Annotated in this window: 15 protein-coding genes; 14 read left to right on the top strand and 1 reads right to left on the bottom strand. The window is 64.9% G+C overall.

Translation table 11 applies throughout. From position 1 onward, the window contains the following. The first annotated feature begins 28 nt into the window (after window positions 1-28). Both GUY37_RS03810 and GUY37_RS03815 read left to right on the top strand, forming a co-directional pair. Window positions 29-1210, top strand: coding sequence for an NAD(P)/FAD-dependent oxidoreductase (locus GUY37_RS03810; RefSeq protein ID WP_166822414.1), 1182 nt, complete (start codon window positions 29-31; stop codon window positions 1208-1210). Between the two features lie 322 nt (window positions 1211-1532). After that, window positions 1533-3374 carry an MFS transporter gene (locus GUY37_RS03815; protein ID WP_166822417.1) on the top strand — a complete coding sequence of 614 codons (1842 nt, stop codon included), beginning with the start codon at window positions 1533-1535 and terminating at the stop codon, window positions 3372-3374. Here GUY37_RS03815 and GUY37_RS03820 read toward each other — a convergent pair. Then, window positions 3369-3677, bottom strand: a complete 309-nt coding sequence (locus tag GUY37_RS03820; protein ID WP_152347519.1) for a hypothetical protein — start codon at window positions 3675-3677, stop codon at window positions 3369-3371. The genes GUY37_RS03815 and GUY37_RS03820 overlap by 6 nt on opposite strands. Window positions 3678-4008: 331 nt before the next feature. Between GUY37_RS03820 and GUY37_RS03825 the strand changes: the two genes are divergently transcribed. The 12 genes from GUY37_RS03825 (at window position 4009) to GUY37_RS03875 (ending at window position 13482) form a co-directional block, all read left to right on the top strand. Continuing rightward, window positions 4009-5148: a carboxylate-amine ligase gene (locus GUY37_RS03825; RefSeq protein WP_166822420.1), complete on the top strand. Its 1140-nt coding sequence runs from the start codon at window positions 4009-4011 to the stop codon at window positions 5146-5148. 275 nt (window positions 5149-5423) lie between these two features. Continuing rightward, window positions 5424-6104 (top strand): hypothetical protein, encoded by a 681-nt coding sequence (locus tag GUY37_RS18975; protein ID WP_208094751.1) that lies wholly within the window; start codon window positions 5424-5426, stop codon window positions 6102-6104. Continuing rightward, window positions 6097-7209, top strand: a complete 1113-nt coding sequence (locus GUY37_RS03830) for an SRPBCC family protein (RefSeq protein WP_208094752.1) — start codon at window positions 6097-6099, stop codon at window positions 7207-7209. Before GUY37_RS18975 ends, GUY37_RS03830 begins: the two co-directional genes overlap by 8 nt. Window positions 7210-7240: 31 nt before the next feature. Then, window positions 7241-7675, top strand: a complete 435-nt coding sequence (gene gvpJ, locus GUY37_RS03835) for a gas vesicle protein GvpJ (RefSeq protein ID WP_152347516.1) — start codon at window positions 7241-7243, stop codon at window positions 7673-7675. Then, window positions 7672-8424: a GvpL/GvpF family gas vesicle protein gene (locus tag GUY37_RS03840; RefSeq protein ID WP_166822423.1), complete on the top strand. Its 753-nt coding sequence runs from the start codon at window positions 7672-7674 to the stop codon at window positions 8422-8424. The genes gvpJ and GUY37_RS03840 overlap by 4 nt, the downstream gene beginning before the upstream one ends. Window positions 8425-8432: 8 nt before the next feature. Beyond that, window positions 8433-8684 (top strand): gas vesicle protein GvpG, encoded by a 252-nt coding sequence (locus GUY37_RS03845; RefSeq protein WP_166822426.1) that lies wholly within the window; start codon window positions 8433-8435, stop codon window positions 8682-8684. Beyond that, window positions 8681-9175, top strand: coding sequence for a gas vesicle protein GvpO (gene gvpO, locus GUY37_RS03850; RefSeq protein WP_166822429.1), 495 nt, complete (start codon window positions 8681-8683; stop codon window positions 9173-9175). The genes GUY37_RS03845 and gvpO overlap by 4 nt, the downstream gene beginning before the upstream one ends. A 13-nt stretch (window positions 9176-9188) precedes the next feature. After that, window positions 9189-9665 carry a gas vesicle protein gene (locus GUY37_RS19375; protein ID WP_323127522.1) on the top strand — a complete coding sequence of 159 codons (477 nt, stop codon included), beginning with the start codon at window positions 9189-9191 and terminating at the stop codon, window positions 9663-9665. A 25-nt stretch (window positions 9666-9690) separates the two neighbouring features. Beyond that, window positions 9691-10674: a gas vesicle protein gene (locus GUY37_RS03860; protein ID WP_166822431.1), complete on the top strand. Its 984-nt coding sequence runs from the start codon at window positions 9691-9693 to the stop codon at window positions 10672-10674. Beyond that, complete coding sequence (locus GUY37_RS03865) at window positions 10671-10994, top strand: gas vesicle protein K (RefSeq protein WP_166822433.1); 324 nt, start codon at window positions 10671-10673, stop codon at window positions 10992-10994. Before GUY37_RS03860 ends, GUY37_RS03865 begins: the two co-directional genes overlap by 4 nt. Then, the gene (locus tag GUY37_RS03870; protein WP_166822435.1) at window positions 10991-11839 is read left to right on the top strand and encodes a GvpL/GvpF family gas vesicle protein; all 849 of its coding nucleotides are present in this window, start codon (window positions 10991-10993) and stop codon (window positions 11837-11839) included. The genes GUY37_RS03865 and GUY37_RS03870 overlap by 4 nt, the downstream gene beginning before the upstream one ends. Then, complete coding sequence (locus tag GUY37_RS03875) at window positions 11836-13482, top strand: NAD-dependent epimerase/dehydratase family protein (protein ID WP_166822437.1); 1647 nt, start codon at window positions 11836-11838, stop codon at window positions 13480-13482. Before GUY37_RS03870 ends, GUY37_RS03875 begins: the two co-directional genes overlap by 4 nt. Window positions 13483-13506 lie beyond the last annotated feature (24 nt).

The raw sequence follows: 13506 nt of genomic DNA on the forward strand, positions 1-13506 counted from the left end.
AGAGACGACAGGAAGAGGAGCATCCGACATGGCTGAGTTCCGATATGTGATCATCGGCGGCGGCATGGCCGCTGATTCCGCGGCCCAGGGGATCAGGGAGATCGACGAGGAGGGTTCGATCGCCATCATCAGCGATGACGTCGACGAGCCCTATACGCGTCCCGCGCTGAGCAAGCGGCTGTGGACCGACGAGAGCTTCGACGAGAGCGACAACTACTTCGACACCGCCGAGGCGACCGGAGCCCGGATCAGCCTCCGCACGGAGGCGACCGAGGTCGACGTCGAAGCGAAATCCGTGAGGACGAGCCTCGGCGACTTCACCTATGACAAGCTGCTCTTCGTCACCGGCGGGCACCCGAAGGGCATCGATCTGGACGAAGGTGAGCGGGTCATCTACTTCCGCGAATTCGCAGACTACCGCCGTCTGCGGGATCTGTCGGGCCAGAACCTGAGCATCGCAGTCATCGGCGGCGGTTTCATCGGCACCGAACTCGCCGCCGCCCTGGTCCAGAACAAGACCCGAACGACTCTGATCTTCGACGATGACACCCTCGGCGGCTCCATCTTCCCGCCGGACCTCGCCAAGCAGTTCCACGAACTCTATCGCAGCCACGGGGTGACTCTCGTGCCGGGCACGAAGGCCTCGGGTGGGCACGTCGACGGCGATCGGGTGGTGCTCGACTGCGACGGCGAGTCCCATGAGTTCGACGCAGTGGTCGTCGGCCTCGGCATCGAACCGGCGACCGAACTCGCAGAGGAGGCGGGCCTGGACACGGATGACGGGATCATTGTCGACGAATCGCTGCGGACCTCAGAGCCGGACGTCTTCGCAGCCGGAGACGTTGCTCGCTATCCGGACAGGATCCTCGGACGACAACGAGTAGAACACGTCGACAACGCCACCCAGATGGGCAAGGCCGTCGGGCGGATCATGGCCGGCGCGAACGAGTCCTACACCCATACGCCGTACTTCTACACGAATGTCTTCGACTTCGGGTATCAGGCGGTCGGGGAGCTCGATCCCGCTCTGCGCACCGTCGAAGACTGGCAGGCGCCCTACACGGACGGCGTGGTGTACTACCTCGGCGAGGATGGACGCGTCCGCGGCGTTCTCATGGTGAATATGGAGGGCCGACTCGATGACGCTCGGGAGGTCCTGGCCGAAGACTGGGAACACGTACCGGGCGATCTCGTGAACAGGATCTCGTGAACTGAGGACGCGCTGTGAAGCTCCCCGCCTATCTCGGGACGGTCCGATCGTGCGGAGTCGGATGCGCGAGGCGGAACTCGTGGGCGCGTCCACGAGCGACGTCCCTGAGGAAGTCACAGCCCCAGCGGTGAGCATCATGCTTCTCCACTGTCTCCGCCATCGCGTCGATCCGATGCCGCAGAGACGGCACCCGCATGAGCTCGAACGAGCGTAGGCTACTCCCCTTCGGGCATTCCCACCATGCCTTGTCGACCCCGCAGAGTGTGCTTAGACTTCCTGGCAATCAGAAGACTCTGTCCGGGAAATGTCCAGGAGGCGTGTGATGAGTGAGAAGGTCGAACTCGGGACGATCAAGACCGATGTGCCGGCACGGTTGGATCGGCTGCCGTGGGCCCGGTTCCACTGGATGGTCGTCGTCGGACTCGGCAGCGTGTGGATCCTCGACGGACTCGAGGTCACGATGGTCGGCAACGTCGCGGCCCGGATGACCGAAGAGGGCAGCGGCATCGACATGACCGCGGGGCAGATCGGCACTGCCGGAGCCATCTACGTCCTCGGTGCCTGCGTCGGCGCAATCGTCTTCGGTCAGCTCACCGACCGCTTCGGCCGCCGCAGACTCTTCCTCATCACGCTTGTGCTCTACCTCGTCGCCACGGTCGCCACCGCGTTCTCCTTCTCTCCCTGGTACTTCTTCCTCGTCCGCTTCCTCACCGGTGCCGGCATCGGCGGCGAGTACGCGGCCGTGAACTCTGCCATCGACGAACTCATTCCGGCCCGCGTCCGCGGTCGCATCGACCTCATCATCAACGGCTCCTACTGGCTCGGTGCCGCCGGCGGGGCGGCGACGACCCTGCTCCTCCTCAACACCGACATCCTGCCGAAGATGATCGGCTGGCGTCTGGCCTTCGCAGTCGGCATGCTGCTGGCGATCTTCGTCTTCGTCGTGCGGAAGAATGTGCCCGAAAGCCCGCGGTGGCTGTTCATCCACGGCCAGAACGACGAAGCCGAACGCATCGTTCGCGAGATCGAAGACGGCATCGAGTCGGAGACCTCGCAGACCCTGCCGCCGCCGAAGAAGACCATCACCGTCCGGCAGCGGAAGACGATCTCGTTCGTCGAGATCATGAAGGTCGCGTTCACGATCTACCCCAAACGCGCGATCCTCTGTCTCGTCCTCTTCGTCGGGCAGGCGTTCCTCTACAACGGCATCACCTTCAACCTGGGCACGATCTTCAACGGATTCTACGGAGTCGCGGCAGCCACCGTGCCGATCTTCATCATCCTGTGGTCGCTGAGCAACTTCGCCGGCCCCGTCATCCTCGGCAGACTCTTCGACACGATCGGTCGGAGACCGATGATCTCGTTCAGCTACCTCGGGTCGGCTGTCGTGGCAGTCGTCCTCGCACTCGTCTTCAACGCTGAGGTCGGCGGCGAATGGCTCTTCCTCGTCATCCTCATCGTCTGCTTCTTCCTCGCCTCGTCCGGTGCCAGTGCGGCCTACCTCACCGTCAGCGAGATCTTTCCGATGGAGACCCGAGCACTGGCGATCGCGTTCTTCTACGCCATCGGCACCGCCGCCGGAGGCATCGCCGGTCCGCTGCTCTTCGGCGGCATGATCGAGTCCGGTGATCGTTCCCAAGTGGCCTGGGCGTTCTGCATCGGTGCGGCGGTCATGGCGCTCGGCGGCGTGGCCGAACTGATCTTCGGAGTCAAGGCGGAAGGTGCCGACCTCGAAGACATCGCCCGACCCTTGACGGCAGAGGACGCCGAGAGTGCCGAAGGCGCCGCGGAGAGCGGTGCCGAGCCGACCGAGCGAGGTGAGCGGGCAGAGACCGCCGATCCAGCCGAATCGTCGGCGAGCCCCGAGGCTCGAAGCCGAGGAGATCGTCTGCGTCCGGGCCCGGGATCGGTCGGCGTCTATGCACCGTGGCCTTCGGTGTCCTCACGCGACGTTCCGCCCGAGGTCTCGGCCAACGAGGTCAACGGCATCATCGATTTCGTCCGCGACATGGAACCTGTCGGAGAGGTGGAGCTCTACCGTGCGATCGGGGCTCGCCGGTGGGGCCCCGGACGCTTCCGTGCGGCGGTGCGTGAGGCGATTCGGCAGGGAGCCGTCCATCGCAATCGCCGCGGCAGGCTGGAGTACCGAGGCGACCGGTCATAGACCGGTTTCGTCGGTCAGCGGGGCTCGCGGAGGCGGAGGAAGCATATCGATGAGCTCATTGACGGCCTCGGCCAGAATGTCGTGCTGATAGGGCGTGAGGAAGTAGGCCTCGTGGAGGTAGGCGTCGAGCTCGTATTCGGTAAGGTCACCGCCGAGGCTGACATAGTGCAGCCACACTCCGGCAACCGACATGTTCCAGAATTCGGCGGCCTCTTTGAGCTTCCTCCGTCTCCTGATCGCTCGCTCGTCTGAGAATGCGATGCCGGATCGGGGATCGATGCGCTTCGGGTTCTGATCGTCCATTCGTCTGCTGATTCGGCTCGTGACTTTCGCAGCAGGAGGTTCCTCCTGCCCGGTGTGCCAGCGATCCGGGACCCAGCGACCCTCGCTCATGCTCTGGTCACTTGCTCTGGTCACTCGTCTCGAATCTTCCCGAAAGTGTATGTTCTGCTTCTCGATCGAGGCTAGGGGTGACCGGCGATCCGGCTGCCGCGTCTGAATCGCCGCGAGAGCGCCTACCGCTCACACCTGCCGCCGGGGCCTTTCGCAGGTATTTCCGTGAGGTCCCGCATCTGCTGTCGCATCCGCGGGCCGTCCAATAGCGTGAGCGGGTCAGAAACGGAATGAGGTGACGATGAGCGAATTCGGCATCGAGGAGGAATTCCTTCTCGTCGATCGACATTCACTTCTGCCTGCCCGATCGAAGAGCAGCCTGCAGGAGATCGAGGACGACGTGAGCCCGAGCAGCGGAGCAGCCTGTGCCGAATGGCTGCCCGGGCAGATCGAGTTCGCGACTCCCGTCCTGACCACGGCTGAAGAAGCATTCGAGTCGCTGCACTCTTTTCGACGCGGCCTCTCGGCAGCGGCTCAGGCGCGCGGGCTGTTCGCTGTCGGCCTCGGCACAGCGCCTCAGATTCCCGAGGCCCCGGCGGGAGTCAGCGACGGCAGCCGTTACCGTGAATTCGCGCAGCTCGCTCCCGGTATCGCCGCCGACCAATACGTCAACGGCATGCATGTCCATGTCGACATTCCCGACAGGGAAGCGGGGCTGAGAGCTGTCAACGGCCTGCGCAGGTGGATCCCCGTGCTCACCGCGTTGAGCGCGAATTCTCCGCTCTGGCGCGGAGCCGACAGCGGCTTCGCCAGCTGGCGTTCCATCCACTACCGGCGGTGGGTCGTCTTCGGCATCCCGCCTCACTTCCACGACCTCGACGACTACGACGCGCAGATCGATGCTGCGCTGCGATCGGACGTGGTGCTCGACGAGGCGACTCTGGGGTGGCTGGTCAGGCTCTCGCCGAAGCACAGGACCGTCGAAGTCCGGACCTGTGACGTGCAGCTGGACACCGCGACCACCGTGACCCTCGCGCTGCTCACCCGTGCGCTCGCAGACGTCGCCATGGACGCCTCGGAAACGGACGCGGTCCCTGCGAATCTGCTGAACATTGCTCATTGGCAGGCTGCGCGTTTCGGTCTCACGGGATTGCTCATGGACCCGGACACGCAGACGACTGCACCGGCCGCAGAGGTAGTCCGAAAGGTCTTCCACCGCGCACGACCGGCGCTGACGCGAACCCAGAACATGCGCCGTGTTCACCATGGACTCCGCCGTCTGCTCAGCCAGGGCACCGGCTCCGAGGAGCAGCGCCGGGTGGCGGCGAGAAAGGGGGCAAGGGGCCTGTTGGAATACGCGGCACACAGATTGACAGACAGTTCTCAGGATGATTTTGAGCAATCGGCTGGCACCTCCTGGAGCGTTTCTGACCCCCCTTGACGGATCAGGGGTGGCTGAACAGATGATGGTGCAAAGGGCAGAGTGCTCTTGGCTTCCGCGACACAGGAAGCCCGCAGATGCAGTCAGGAATCTGCGACAGCTTCGGACGCTGGGCGGAGACGATTCCCGCCGTTGTCGTCACGAGGCGATGACCCTCGAATCAGCGATCAGTACAGAGGAGCGCCAACCCATCGCATGGCAATCCCAGCCCTGGGCTCCTGGCTTCCATTCTTCAATCTCGGTCCGTGCCCATCAGCGCGGAGACGGAGGCAATCATGAACAACAAGATGAAGATCACCGGTCTGATACTGGCGGGCTACATGCTCGGCAGAACCAAGAAGCTCGGCCTGGCACTCACGGTCGCCTCGGCTGTCGCCGGAACCACGGCCGCGAAGAATCGCGATCAGCTTCTGGGCGGGCTCAAGGATTTCGCTGATTCTTCCCCCGAGCTCAAGAGTCTCCAGGAGAAGATCACCGGTCGTCTGGCCGAATCCGGCAAGAGCGCGGTCAAAGCCGTGGCAGCGAAGGGAGTCGATCAGCTCAGCGTCAAGCTCCAGGATCAGACCGAGAAGATGAAGTCGACCCTCGACGACGCCGCCGACTCGATCGACCCCAGTGTCGATGACACCGAGGGCGCGGACGACGTAGAGGACGTACCCGAGGCGGAGGACGAGAACGCTCCCGAGAACTCGGAGGAGTCTGAAGCCGACGAGGCGGAGCCGACCGACGATGAGCAGGAGGCCGACGAAGAGCCGCAGGCAGAGGAGGAAGCTCCGAAGAAGCCGGCAGCCAAGCGGTCCTCGACAGCGAAGCGCTCTGCGAAGGGAACGCGTTCGTCGAAGTCCTCGACCGCTTCGCGCGGTTCGCGCACGAAGTCGGGCTCCAAACGCTCGACGACTGCGAAGAAGACATCGACCCGCGCCGCGGCCAAGCCCGAGGAGGCCGAAGATGAGTGATGATTCGATCTTCAGCGGCCTCAAGCAGCAGGCCGGAGACTTTGCCAAGACCGTCGGACGCAAGGCGGTGAACTCCGTCGGCGACAGGGTCGAGAAGTTCGCAGACCGCCTCGACGGTGTCGGCGATGGCGCGGCACCCGCGGCCCAGGCCGGTGCAGAGGAGATCGCCGAGGGCAAGTCACCGGCGAAAGCGGCGTTGTCCGCGGCGACGACCGGTGTCAAGGAGAAGGTCAAAGGTCTGTTCGGAGGCGGCTCGAGCGGTTCGGGCGGCTCCGGCGATTTCAAGTTCTCCAACATCGTGGAGACCGCAGAGGTCGGTGTCCCGCTGGACGTGGCCTATAACGCCTTCACGATGTTCGAGGACTGGCCCGACTTCATGAAGAAGGTCGAGAACGTCGAACGCACCGACGATGTCACCCTCAGCATCAAGGGGCAGGCCGTCTGGTCGCATCGGACCTGGGAAGCAACGATCACCGAGCAGGTCCCCGACTCCCACATCGTGTGGGAATCGACCGGCGACAAGGGTTATATCAGCGGCAGCATCTCCTTCCACGAGGTCGCGCCCAGGCTGACCCGGATCATTGCAGTGGGCGAGTACCACAAGCAGGGCTTCATGGAAGGCGTCGGTGCCCTGTGGTTCACCGTTCCCCGCCGTTTCCGCCTCGAACTGAAGTTCTTCGTCCACCATGTGATGAGACAGATCATGGTCGACCCCGACAGCGTAGAAGGATGGCGCGGAGAGATCCGCGACGGGGAGCTCGTCACCTCCCACGAGGACGGCCTCGAACAGGAGCAAGCCCAACCCGAGGACAGCGAGGACGAGCCGGCCGAGGACCAGGTCGCGGATGACGACTCCGGCGCGGATGAGGATGAACCCGACGAATCCGAGGCGGAGGAGGCCGAGGTCGAGCCCGCCGAGGGCGAAGCCGATGAGGAGTACGAGGAGGAGCCGGCAGAGGAATACGAGGACGAGGAACCGGCCGAGGCAGAAGACGCGGAGCCCGCAGAGGACTTCGAGGAGGAGCCGGAGGCCGCTGAGTCCGAGGAGCCAGTGGAATACGAGGAATCCGAAGAACCCACCGAAGGCGATGAGGGACGCGGCTGAGCGCCCTCCGATTGGGAAGTAGGCAAGGACAATGAGCACCAGCACAGTTGAACGTTCACGCGGCAGCTACGTCGACCGTCCGTCATCGAGTTCGCTCGCGGACGTCATCGAGATCATCCTCGACAAGGGCCTGGTCATCGATGCATACGTACGCGTCTCACTGGTGGGGATCGAGATTCTCACGATCGACGCGCGCATCGTCATCGCCAGCGTGGACACCTATCTGCGCTTCGCCGAGGCGACGAACCGCCTCGATCTGACCCAGCAGGGCGGACGCGATCTGCCGGAGATGATGGGCGGAATGATGGAGAACGGCTCCAAGGGCAAGACCCAAGGAGCTGTGGAAGGCATCAAGGATGCGCTCACCTCGGATGACTCCGATGACGACTCCGGTGAGAGTTCGAACCAGGAGAAGTCGCGTCGCCGGACCAAACGCCCGGCGCGCAGCTCCTCGGAGTCCGAATGAGTGAAGAAGGCGCACCCTTGGCAGATCGGTATCTGTACGGGATCGTACGCGCCGGTGCCGAGCTGCCGACCGGGCCCGACGGGGTGCAGGGCAATGCCCTCGCTCTCGTTGAGTCCGGGGCAGTTGCGGCCGTGGTCACGGAACTCGCGGACAGTGGGATGCTGGGCACTCCCGAAGCTCTGCAGAACCACAGCGTCGTCCTCGACGAGCTGGCCGAGAAGCAACCGGTGCTGCCGCTTGCATTCGGAACCGTCGTCCCCGGAGGGGCCGATATCGCCGAGGAGGTGCTCGCTCCGCAGGCGGAGGTCTTCGCCGAGGCGCTCGAACAGCTGTCCGGATGCACGCAGTTCACCCTGAGGATCACCTTCGATCGAGACGCGATACTGCGGGAGATCGTCAGCGGCAACCCCGAGGTGGCCGAGCTGAGGGAGAGGCTCAGCGGCACGAGCGAAGACGAGACGAGAAACGAACGCATCCGGCTCGGAGAAATCGTCGTCACGACGATGGAGAGCTGGAGAAGGACAGAAGCTCCTCCGATCCTCGAGCAGATCCGCTCCGCGACCGTTGAGACGGCGATGCGAGAAGTCGGCCAGGCCGAGGACGTCGCCGAGGTGGCGATGCTGGTCCGCAGGGACGCCCTCGACGAGTTCGACTCCGTCATCGAGGAGTTGGCGGAGGCGAACCAGGAGCGGATGAGATTCCGGCTGATCGGACCGCAGGCACCCTACGACTTCGTCCCCGAGGCATAGGTGACGTCATGGGACTCCTGTCAGCAGTATTCGGTGCTCCCTTGGCCCCGCTCAAGGGAACCGTATGGGTCGCCGAGCAGGTCAGAGGAGAAGCCGAGAAGCGCTATTTCGATCCCGGTGCCATCCGGCGCCAGCTGGAAGAGGTCGCCGAGGCACGCGAGCGCGGATCGATCAGTGATGACGAAGCCGATGCCCTCGAGCGTGAGCTCGTCGGACGACTGCTCGAGGGCCGTCGGCGCAGAACCGAGGAGGACCGATGAGCGAAGAGTCGAGAGCGAACGAAGAGTCGAGAGCAGAGAGCAGCTCCGCAGACGATGGAGGCACGACCACGAAGCGCGCCCGGAAGCCGGCTGAGAAGGAGCGCACGACAGAGGGGACGTCCCGCCGGTCGTCCGCATCGGCGTCGTCCTCACGCGAGAAGGCGACGTCCTCGTCATCTGAGAAGGCGAAGTCGTCCTCGCGCTCGGAGAGTCGGTCCCACAGCGCGACCGGTCAGAGGATCTCTGCGGTCAGCGCGGTGAAGAAGGCGATCGAGCAGTTCAGCATCCTCACCGGCAGGCCTCCGGAGTCCGTGGTCGGCACGAGGTGGAAGGACGACCGCTGGTCCGTGCGTCTGGAGGTCGTGGAATCGCGACGCATTCCCGACAGCGCGGATCTGCTGGCCGAGTACGAGGTCGAGCTCGATGCGGACGGTGAGCTCATGGCCTATGACAGGAAGGATCGCTACGTTCGCGGCCGGCCGAGCGAGTGATCGAAAGGGCGATATGAGCATCATGAATCAGCCGAACGATGCGATGCAGCCGCAGCGCAGCCAGGAGGGCACGCTGCTGCACGTCGTGGAGACGCTGCTGGACAAAGGTCTGGTCCTCAACGCGGACATCATGGTCTCCGTGGCAGGTGTCGAGCTGCTGGGAATCCGGATCAGGGCCGCCCTGGCCTCCTTCGAGACCGCGGCCCGCTACGGTCTGGACTTCCCCGCGGGCACGGACCGGGAGACCGTCGCGTGGAAGGAAGCAGTCGAGCAGAAGGACACCTGCCCCGAGTGCGGGAAGCGCTCCGCACTCGCGCAGCTGATGAACGACTACTGCCCCTGGTGCGGGTGGCAGAGTGCGCGTTCGAAGCGGATCGAGGCCGGTGAGCCGGCTCAGCTGAACTCCGCGGACGACGCTGACACCTCCTCGGAACAAGCCGCCGGCTCATCCGCCGACGCGGGCACTCCCGCTTCCGGCGACGACCGCTGAGGCGACCATGCCCGGAGACGCGATCATGCAGCCCACACGCGACCCGCGAGCGACTCTGCCCGACCTCATCGAGGTGCTTCTCAACAAGGGTGTCCATCTCAACCTCGACCTCATCATCTCGGTGTCGGACATCCCGCTCATCGGAATCAATCTGCGCGCCACGATCGCGGGGATCGAGACGATGATCGAGTACGGGATGATGCAGCAGTGGGACCGCGACACCCGGGAGTGGGTGCAGAGAGCGGTCCGCACACATCTGCCGCTGGCCGCCGACGAGGAGATCCTCGCCAAGATGGCCGGCGGGCATTATCAGGACAACTTCTATCGGACGTGGCGGCCCGGCAGCGCCTACCTCACCACCGAGCGTCTCATCATCCATCGACGTGATCCTGCAGAGACATTGTGGCAGACGCGCCTGGACGCGATCGCCTCGGTCTCCGCGCTGCGCGAGTCCTCCATCGGAGGTGAAGAGCGCACACGCATCCTCGTCGGGCTCAACGACGGCAGCGAGTCGATCCTTTCGGCCCTCGAGCCCGATCGCCTCATCTCCCTGGTCCAGGCTCGGCTCGACCGGGCCGACGGCGCCTCATCCTCGACTCCGGAGGCGACGACGGCGGAGGATCGGCCTCTGCGCGAGGGTCGGATGTGGTTTCTCGAGACCCTGTCGTCCGGGAGCACGTGGCGCGGCGGGCAGGCGCAGCTTTCGAACACGGAACTGACCTGGAGGTCGCCGATGGACGGCCGCGCCCGAGTGCGGATCTCCCCTGAACAGCTGAAGGCCATGCACCGGGAAGAGCACAGCAACCCCACCGACGACGGACAGGCCCTCATCCTCGAGACCGGGGACTCGACCATCACGCTGGCCGCAGACGATGCCGGTGCATGGTCCAGGATGCTCGACGACTGGCGAACAGGAGCACTCGATGACAGGGCTCCCGTGCCCCTCGAGGAGTCCACGCGACCTGACAGCAACCGCGCCGAACGCGCCGAAGAAGGAGCAGCATCATGACGCTCAATGTCAACGAGGAGAGCCTCAAACACGGGGTTCTCACCCTCGTCGTCACCCTCGTCGAGGTGATTCAGGAAGCCCTCGAGACCCAAGCGGTGCGCCGGATGGAAGGCGGGGACCTTACCGAGGACGAGCAGAACCGCCTCGGCGAGGCCCTCCTCGAACTCGATGAGGCAATGGACCAGATCAAGGACCAGCACGGGATCACCGGTTCCGTCGACGATCTGCACCGAGGCCTCGACGATGTCGTCGATGAAGTCGTCGACAAGCTCATCAATCCGACAAGATGGGCCGAGGAGAACGGAAAGGGCGTCGAATGAACGCCGAGGGTGACATGCTCTACGTCTACGCCATCGTCGCCGGCGACGACTACACTCCTGCCGTCACGGGCATCGACGGTTCCGCGCTCCACATGGTCGGACGCGACATAGGACCGAAGGCCGTGGTCCACCGCCACACCCGAGGTCCTTTCGACGGGCCGGACGATTCCGTGCGTCGGTGGGTGCTCGAACACAGCGAAGTCATCGATGATGCCTGGCAGAACTCACCGGCCCTCCTCCCGGTTTCTTTCAACGTCATCGTCCGCTCGGACCCGGAGACCGAGGCGACGGCGACCCAACAGCTCGAACATTGGCTCGACGACTCCGCGGAGACGCTGTCGAGACGGCTCGAGGAGCTGCGCGACACCTCCGAGCTGCGCGTCGAACTGTCCCTGGACGGAACCCTGCTCGAGGAGGTCGACGCAGAGGTCGGCGAAATGAGGACGGAGATGGAGAGCCGTCCTGCAGGAGTGCGCCGACTGCTCGAGAAGCGACTGGAGAAGACGGAGAAGGAGATCGTCGATCGAGCGGCCGACAGGATCTATCCGGAGATCAGGGCCAGGATCGCCGCCCACTGCCTCGACATCGAGGAACACCGCTCCACGAGCCGCGAGAGTGGATTGACACCGGTGATCATGGCCTCGTGCCTGGTGAGAAGCACAGAGATCACGGCGCTGGGAGCCGAGCTCACCGCGCTCAAGAAGGCCCAGCCCGCTCTGTCCATCCGCTTCCTCGGCCCGTGGCCGCCGTATTCCTTCGCCGACGTCTCCATCAGCGAGGAGCGGAATCCGAGCAGCTCTGCACCAGACGCGCCGACGCCGAACCCGCAGGGGGAGACAACATGAGAGTCGCAGTCATCGGAGCTACCGGCAACGTCGGCACAGCGGTCCTCGACGTGCTCGGGCGCACGTCCGACATCACCTCGGTGCTGGGGATCTCCAGACGGATGCCCGACACCGAGGCCGAACCGTATTCCGGATGCGAATGGAGATCGATCGACATCGCCGCCGCGAGCAGCGAGGACACGGCCCACCGCGGTCTCACAGAAGCGCTGACCGGTGCCGACGCCGTCATCCATCTGGCCTGGCTGATCCAGCCCAACAGCGACCGGGACCTGCTCCGGCGGGTCAACGTCGACGGCACGGCCCGTGTGGCCGCAGCCGTCGCGGCGGCCGGCGTCCCGCATCTCGTCGTGGCGTCCTCGGTCGGTGCCTACTCTCCCGATGACAGCATGGACAAGCGCGATGAGGCATGGCCGACCGAGGGGATCCGCTCCTCCCACTACAGTGTGGACAAAGCCGCCCAGGAACGCGTGCTCGACGACTTCTGCGCCGACCACCCCGAGATCACGGTGACCCGGCTGCGTCCCGCGCTCATCTTCGGTGCCCCTGCCGCCTCGGAGATACAGCGGTACTTCCTCAGCACCTTGATGCCCGTCCAGCTGCTGCGCGCGGGCCGGCTGCCGTTCCTGCCGCTGCCCGCGGGACTGCGCGGCGTCCAGGCAGTGCACTCGACCGATGTCGCCCGTGCCTATGTCGCCAGTGTCCTCCGACGCCGTTCGGGCGCCTTCAACATCTGCGCCGATGATGTGCTCCATCCGAAGGATCTGGCCGAACTGCTCGACCACGGCAGGCACGTCCCGGTGCCGAACGGCGCAGTGCGCGCGGCTCTGAGCATGGGCCACAGCAGCTCACTGGTCGCCGCCGATGCAGGATGGCTCGACATGGGCCTGCACGTGCCGCTGATGGACAATGCGCGCGCACGACGGGAACTCGACTGGGAGCCGGAGTACAGTGCCATGGACGCCGCACGCGAACTGCTCAAAGGCATGGCCGACGGCGAGGGGGCCGCTTCCGTTCCACTCCGTCCACGCGATGTCGAACATACGCGGCTGCGGGCAACAGATGATACGAGCAGCGGGCACGAAGCACCGGGTGCGGACGAGGAGCACAGTGAGGTCGACATGGACCTCTTGGGACTCTATGTCAGCGACCATCTCACCGGGGCCACCGCCGGAGCGGAGAGGATCGAACGGATGGCGGCCGACTTCGTCGACACTCCCGTCTTCGCGGCTCTGTCCGAGCTCTCCGCGGAGATCCGCGGAGAGCATCTGTACGTCCGGCACCTCATCGGCGAACTCGGTCTCCGGCGCCGTCCCGTCGCCGAAGCGGTGTCGTGGGTCGGCGAACGGGTCGGCAGGCTCAAGAGCAACGGCTCGCTGCTCAAGCGCTCGCCCATGACCCTCGTGCTCGAAGCCGAGCTGATGCGCAGCGCGGTCATCGGCAAACTGGGGATGTGGCAGACGCTCGACGACAACGCCGAGGCACTCGGCCTGGACGCCGAACAGTTCCGTGAGTTCGCGCAGAAGGCAGAACACCAACGCGAAGTGCTCGACACAGTGCACAGCTATGCTCGGAGCCGAGCGTTCCGCCGGGATCTGGCTGTCTACGATCAGGCCTCGGGAGTCAGCCCTATGCGGGGCGACTGAGACACCGTATCCTGCCTGATCCGG

Source organism: Brevibacterium limosum (genome assembly GCF_011617705.1).
Taxonomy (GTDB): Bacteria; Actinomycetota; Actinomycetes; order Actinomycetales; family Brevibacteriaceae; genus Brevibacterium; species Brevibacterium limosum.

What these genes read in the sequence shown, in the direction of transcription:
- GUY37_RS03870 (WP_166822435.1), top strand. Translation starts at nt 10,991, where the DNA reads ATGAACGCCGAGGGTGACATGCTCTACGTCTACGCCATCGTCGCCGGC.
- GUY37_RS03860 (WP_166822431.1), top strand. Translation starts at nt 9,691, where the DNA reads ATGCAGCCCACACGCGACCCGCGAGCGACTCTGCCCGACCTCATCGAG.
- GUY37_RS03810 (WP_166822414.1), top strand. Translation starts at nt 29, where the DNA reads ATGGCTGAGTTCCGATATGTGATCATCGGCGGCGGCATGGCCGCTGAT.
- GUY37_RS03865 (WP_166822433.1), top strand. Translation starts at nt 10,671, where the DNA reads ATGACGCTCAATGTCAACGAGGAGAGCCTCAAACACGGGGTTCTCACC.
- gvpJ (WP_152347516.1), top strand. Translation starts at nt 7,241, where the DNA reads ATGAGCACCAGCACAGTTGAACGTTCACGCGGCAGCTACGTCGACCGT.
- GUY37_RS03830 (WP_208094752.1), top strand. Translation starts at nt 6,097, where the DNA reads ATGAGTGATGATTCGATCTTCAGCGGCCTCAAGCAGCAGGCCGGAGAC.
- GUY37_RS03875 (WP_166822437.1), top strand. Translation starts at nt 11,836, where the DNA reads ATGAGAGTCGCAGTCATCGGAGCTACCGGCAACGTCGGCACAGCGGTC.
- GUY37_RS03825 (WP_166822420.1), top strand. Translation starts at nt 4,009, where the DNA reads ATGAGCGAATTCGGCATCGAGGAGGAATTCCTTCTCGTCGATCGACAT.
- GUY37_RS03840 (WP_166822423.1), top strand. Translation starts at nt 7,672, where the DNA reads ATGAGTGAAGAAGGCGCACCCTTGGCAGATCGGTATCTGTACGGGATC.
- GUY37_RS18975 (WP_208094751.1), top strand. Translation starts at nt 5,424, where the DNA reads ATGAACAACAAGATGAAGATCACCGGTCTGATACTGGCGGGCTACATG.
- GUY37_RS03845 (WP_166822426.1), top strand. Translation starts at nt 8,433, where the DNA reads ATGGGACTCCTGTCAGCAGTATTCGGTGCTCCCTTGGCCCCGCTCAAG.
- gvpO (WP_166822429.1), top strand. Translation starts at nt 8,681, where the DNA reads ATGAGCGAAGAGTCGAGAGCGAACGAAGAGTCGAGAGCAGAGAGCAGC.
- GUY37_RS03820 (WP_152347519.1), bottom strand. Translation starts at nt 3,677, where the DNA reads ATGGACGATCAGAACCCGAAGCGCATCGATCCCCGATCCGGCATCGCA.
- GUY37_RS03815 (WP_166822417.1), top strand. Translation starts at nt 1,533, where the DNA reads ATGAGTGAGAAGGTCGAACTCGGGACGATCAAGACCGATGTGCCGGCA.
- GUY37_RS19375 (WP_323127522.1), top strand. Translation starts at nt 9,189, where the DNA reads ATGAGCATCATGAATCAGCCGAACGATGCGATGCAGCCGCAGCGCAGC.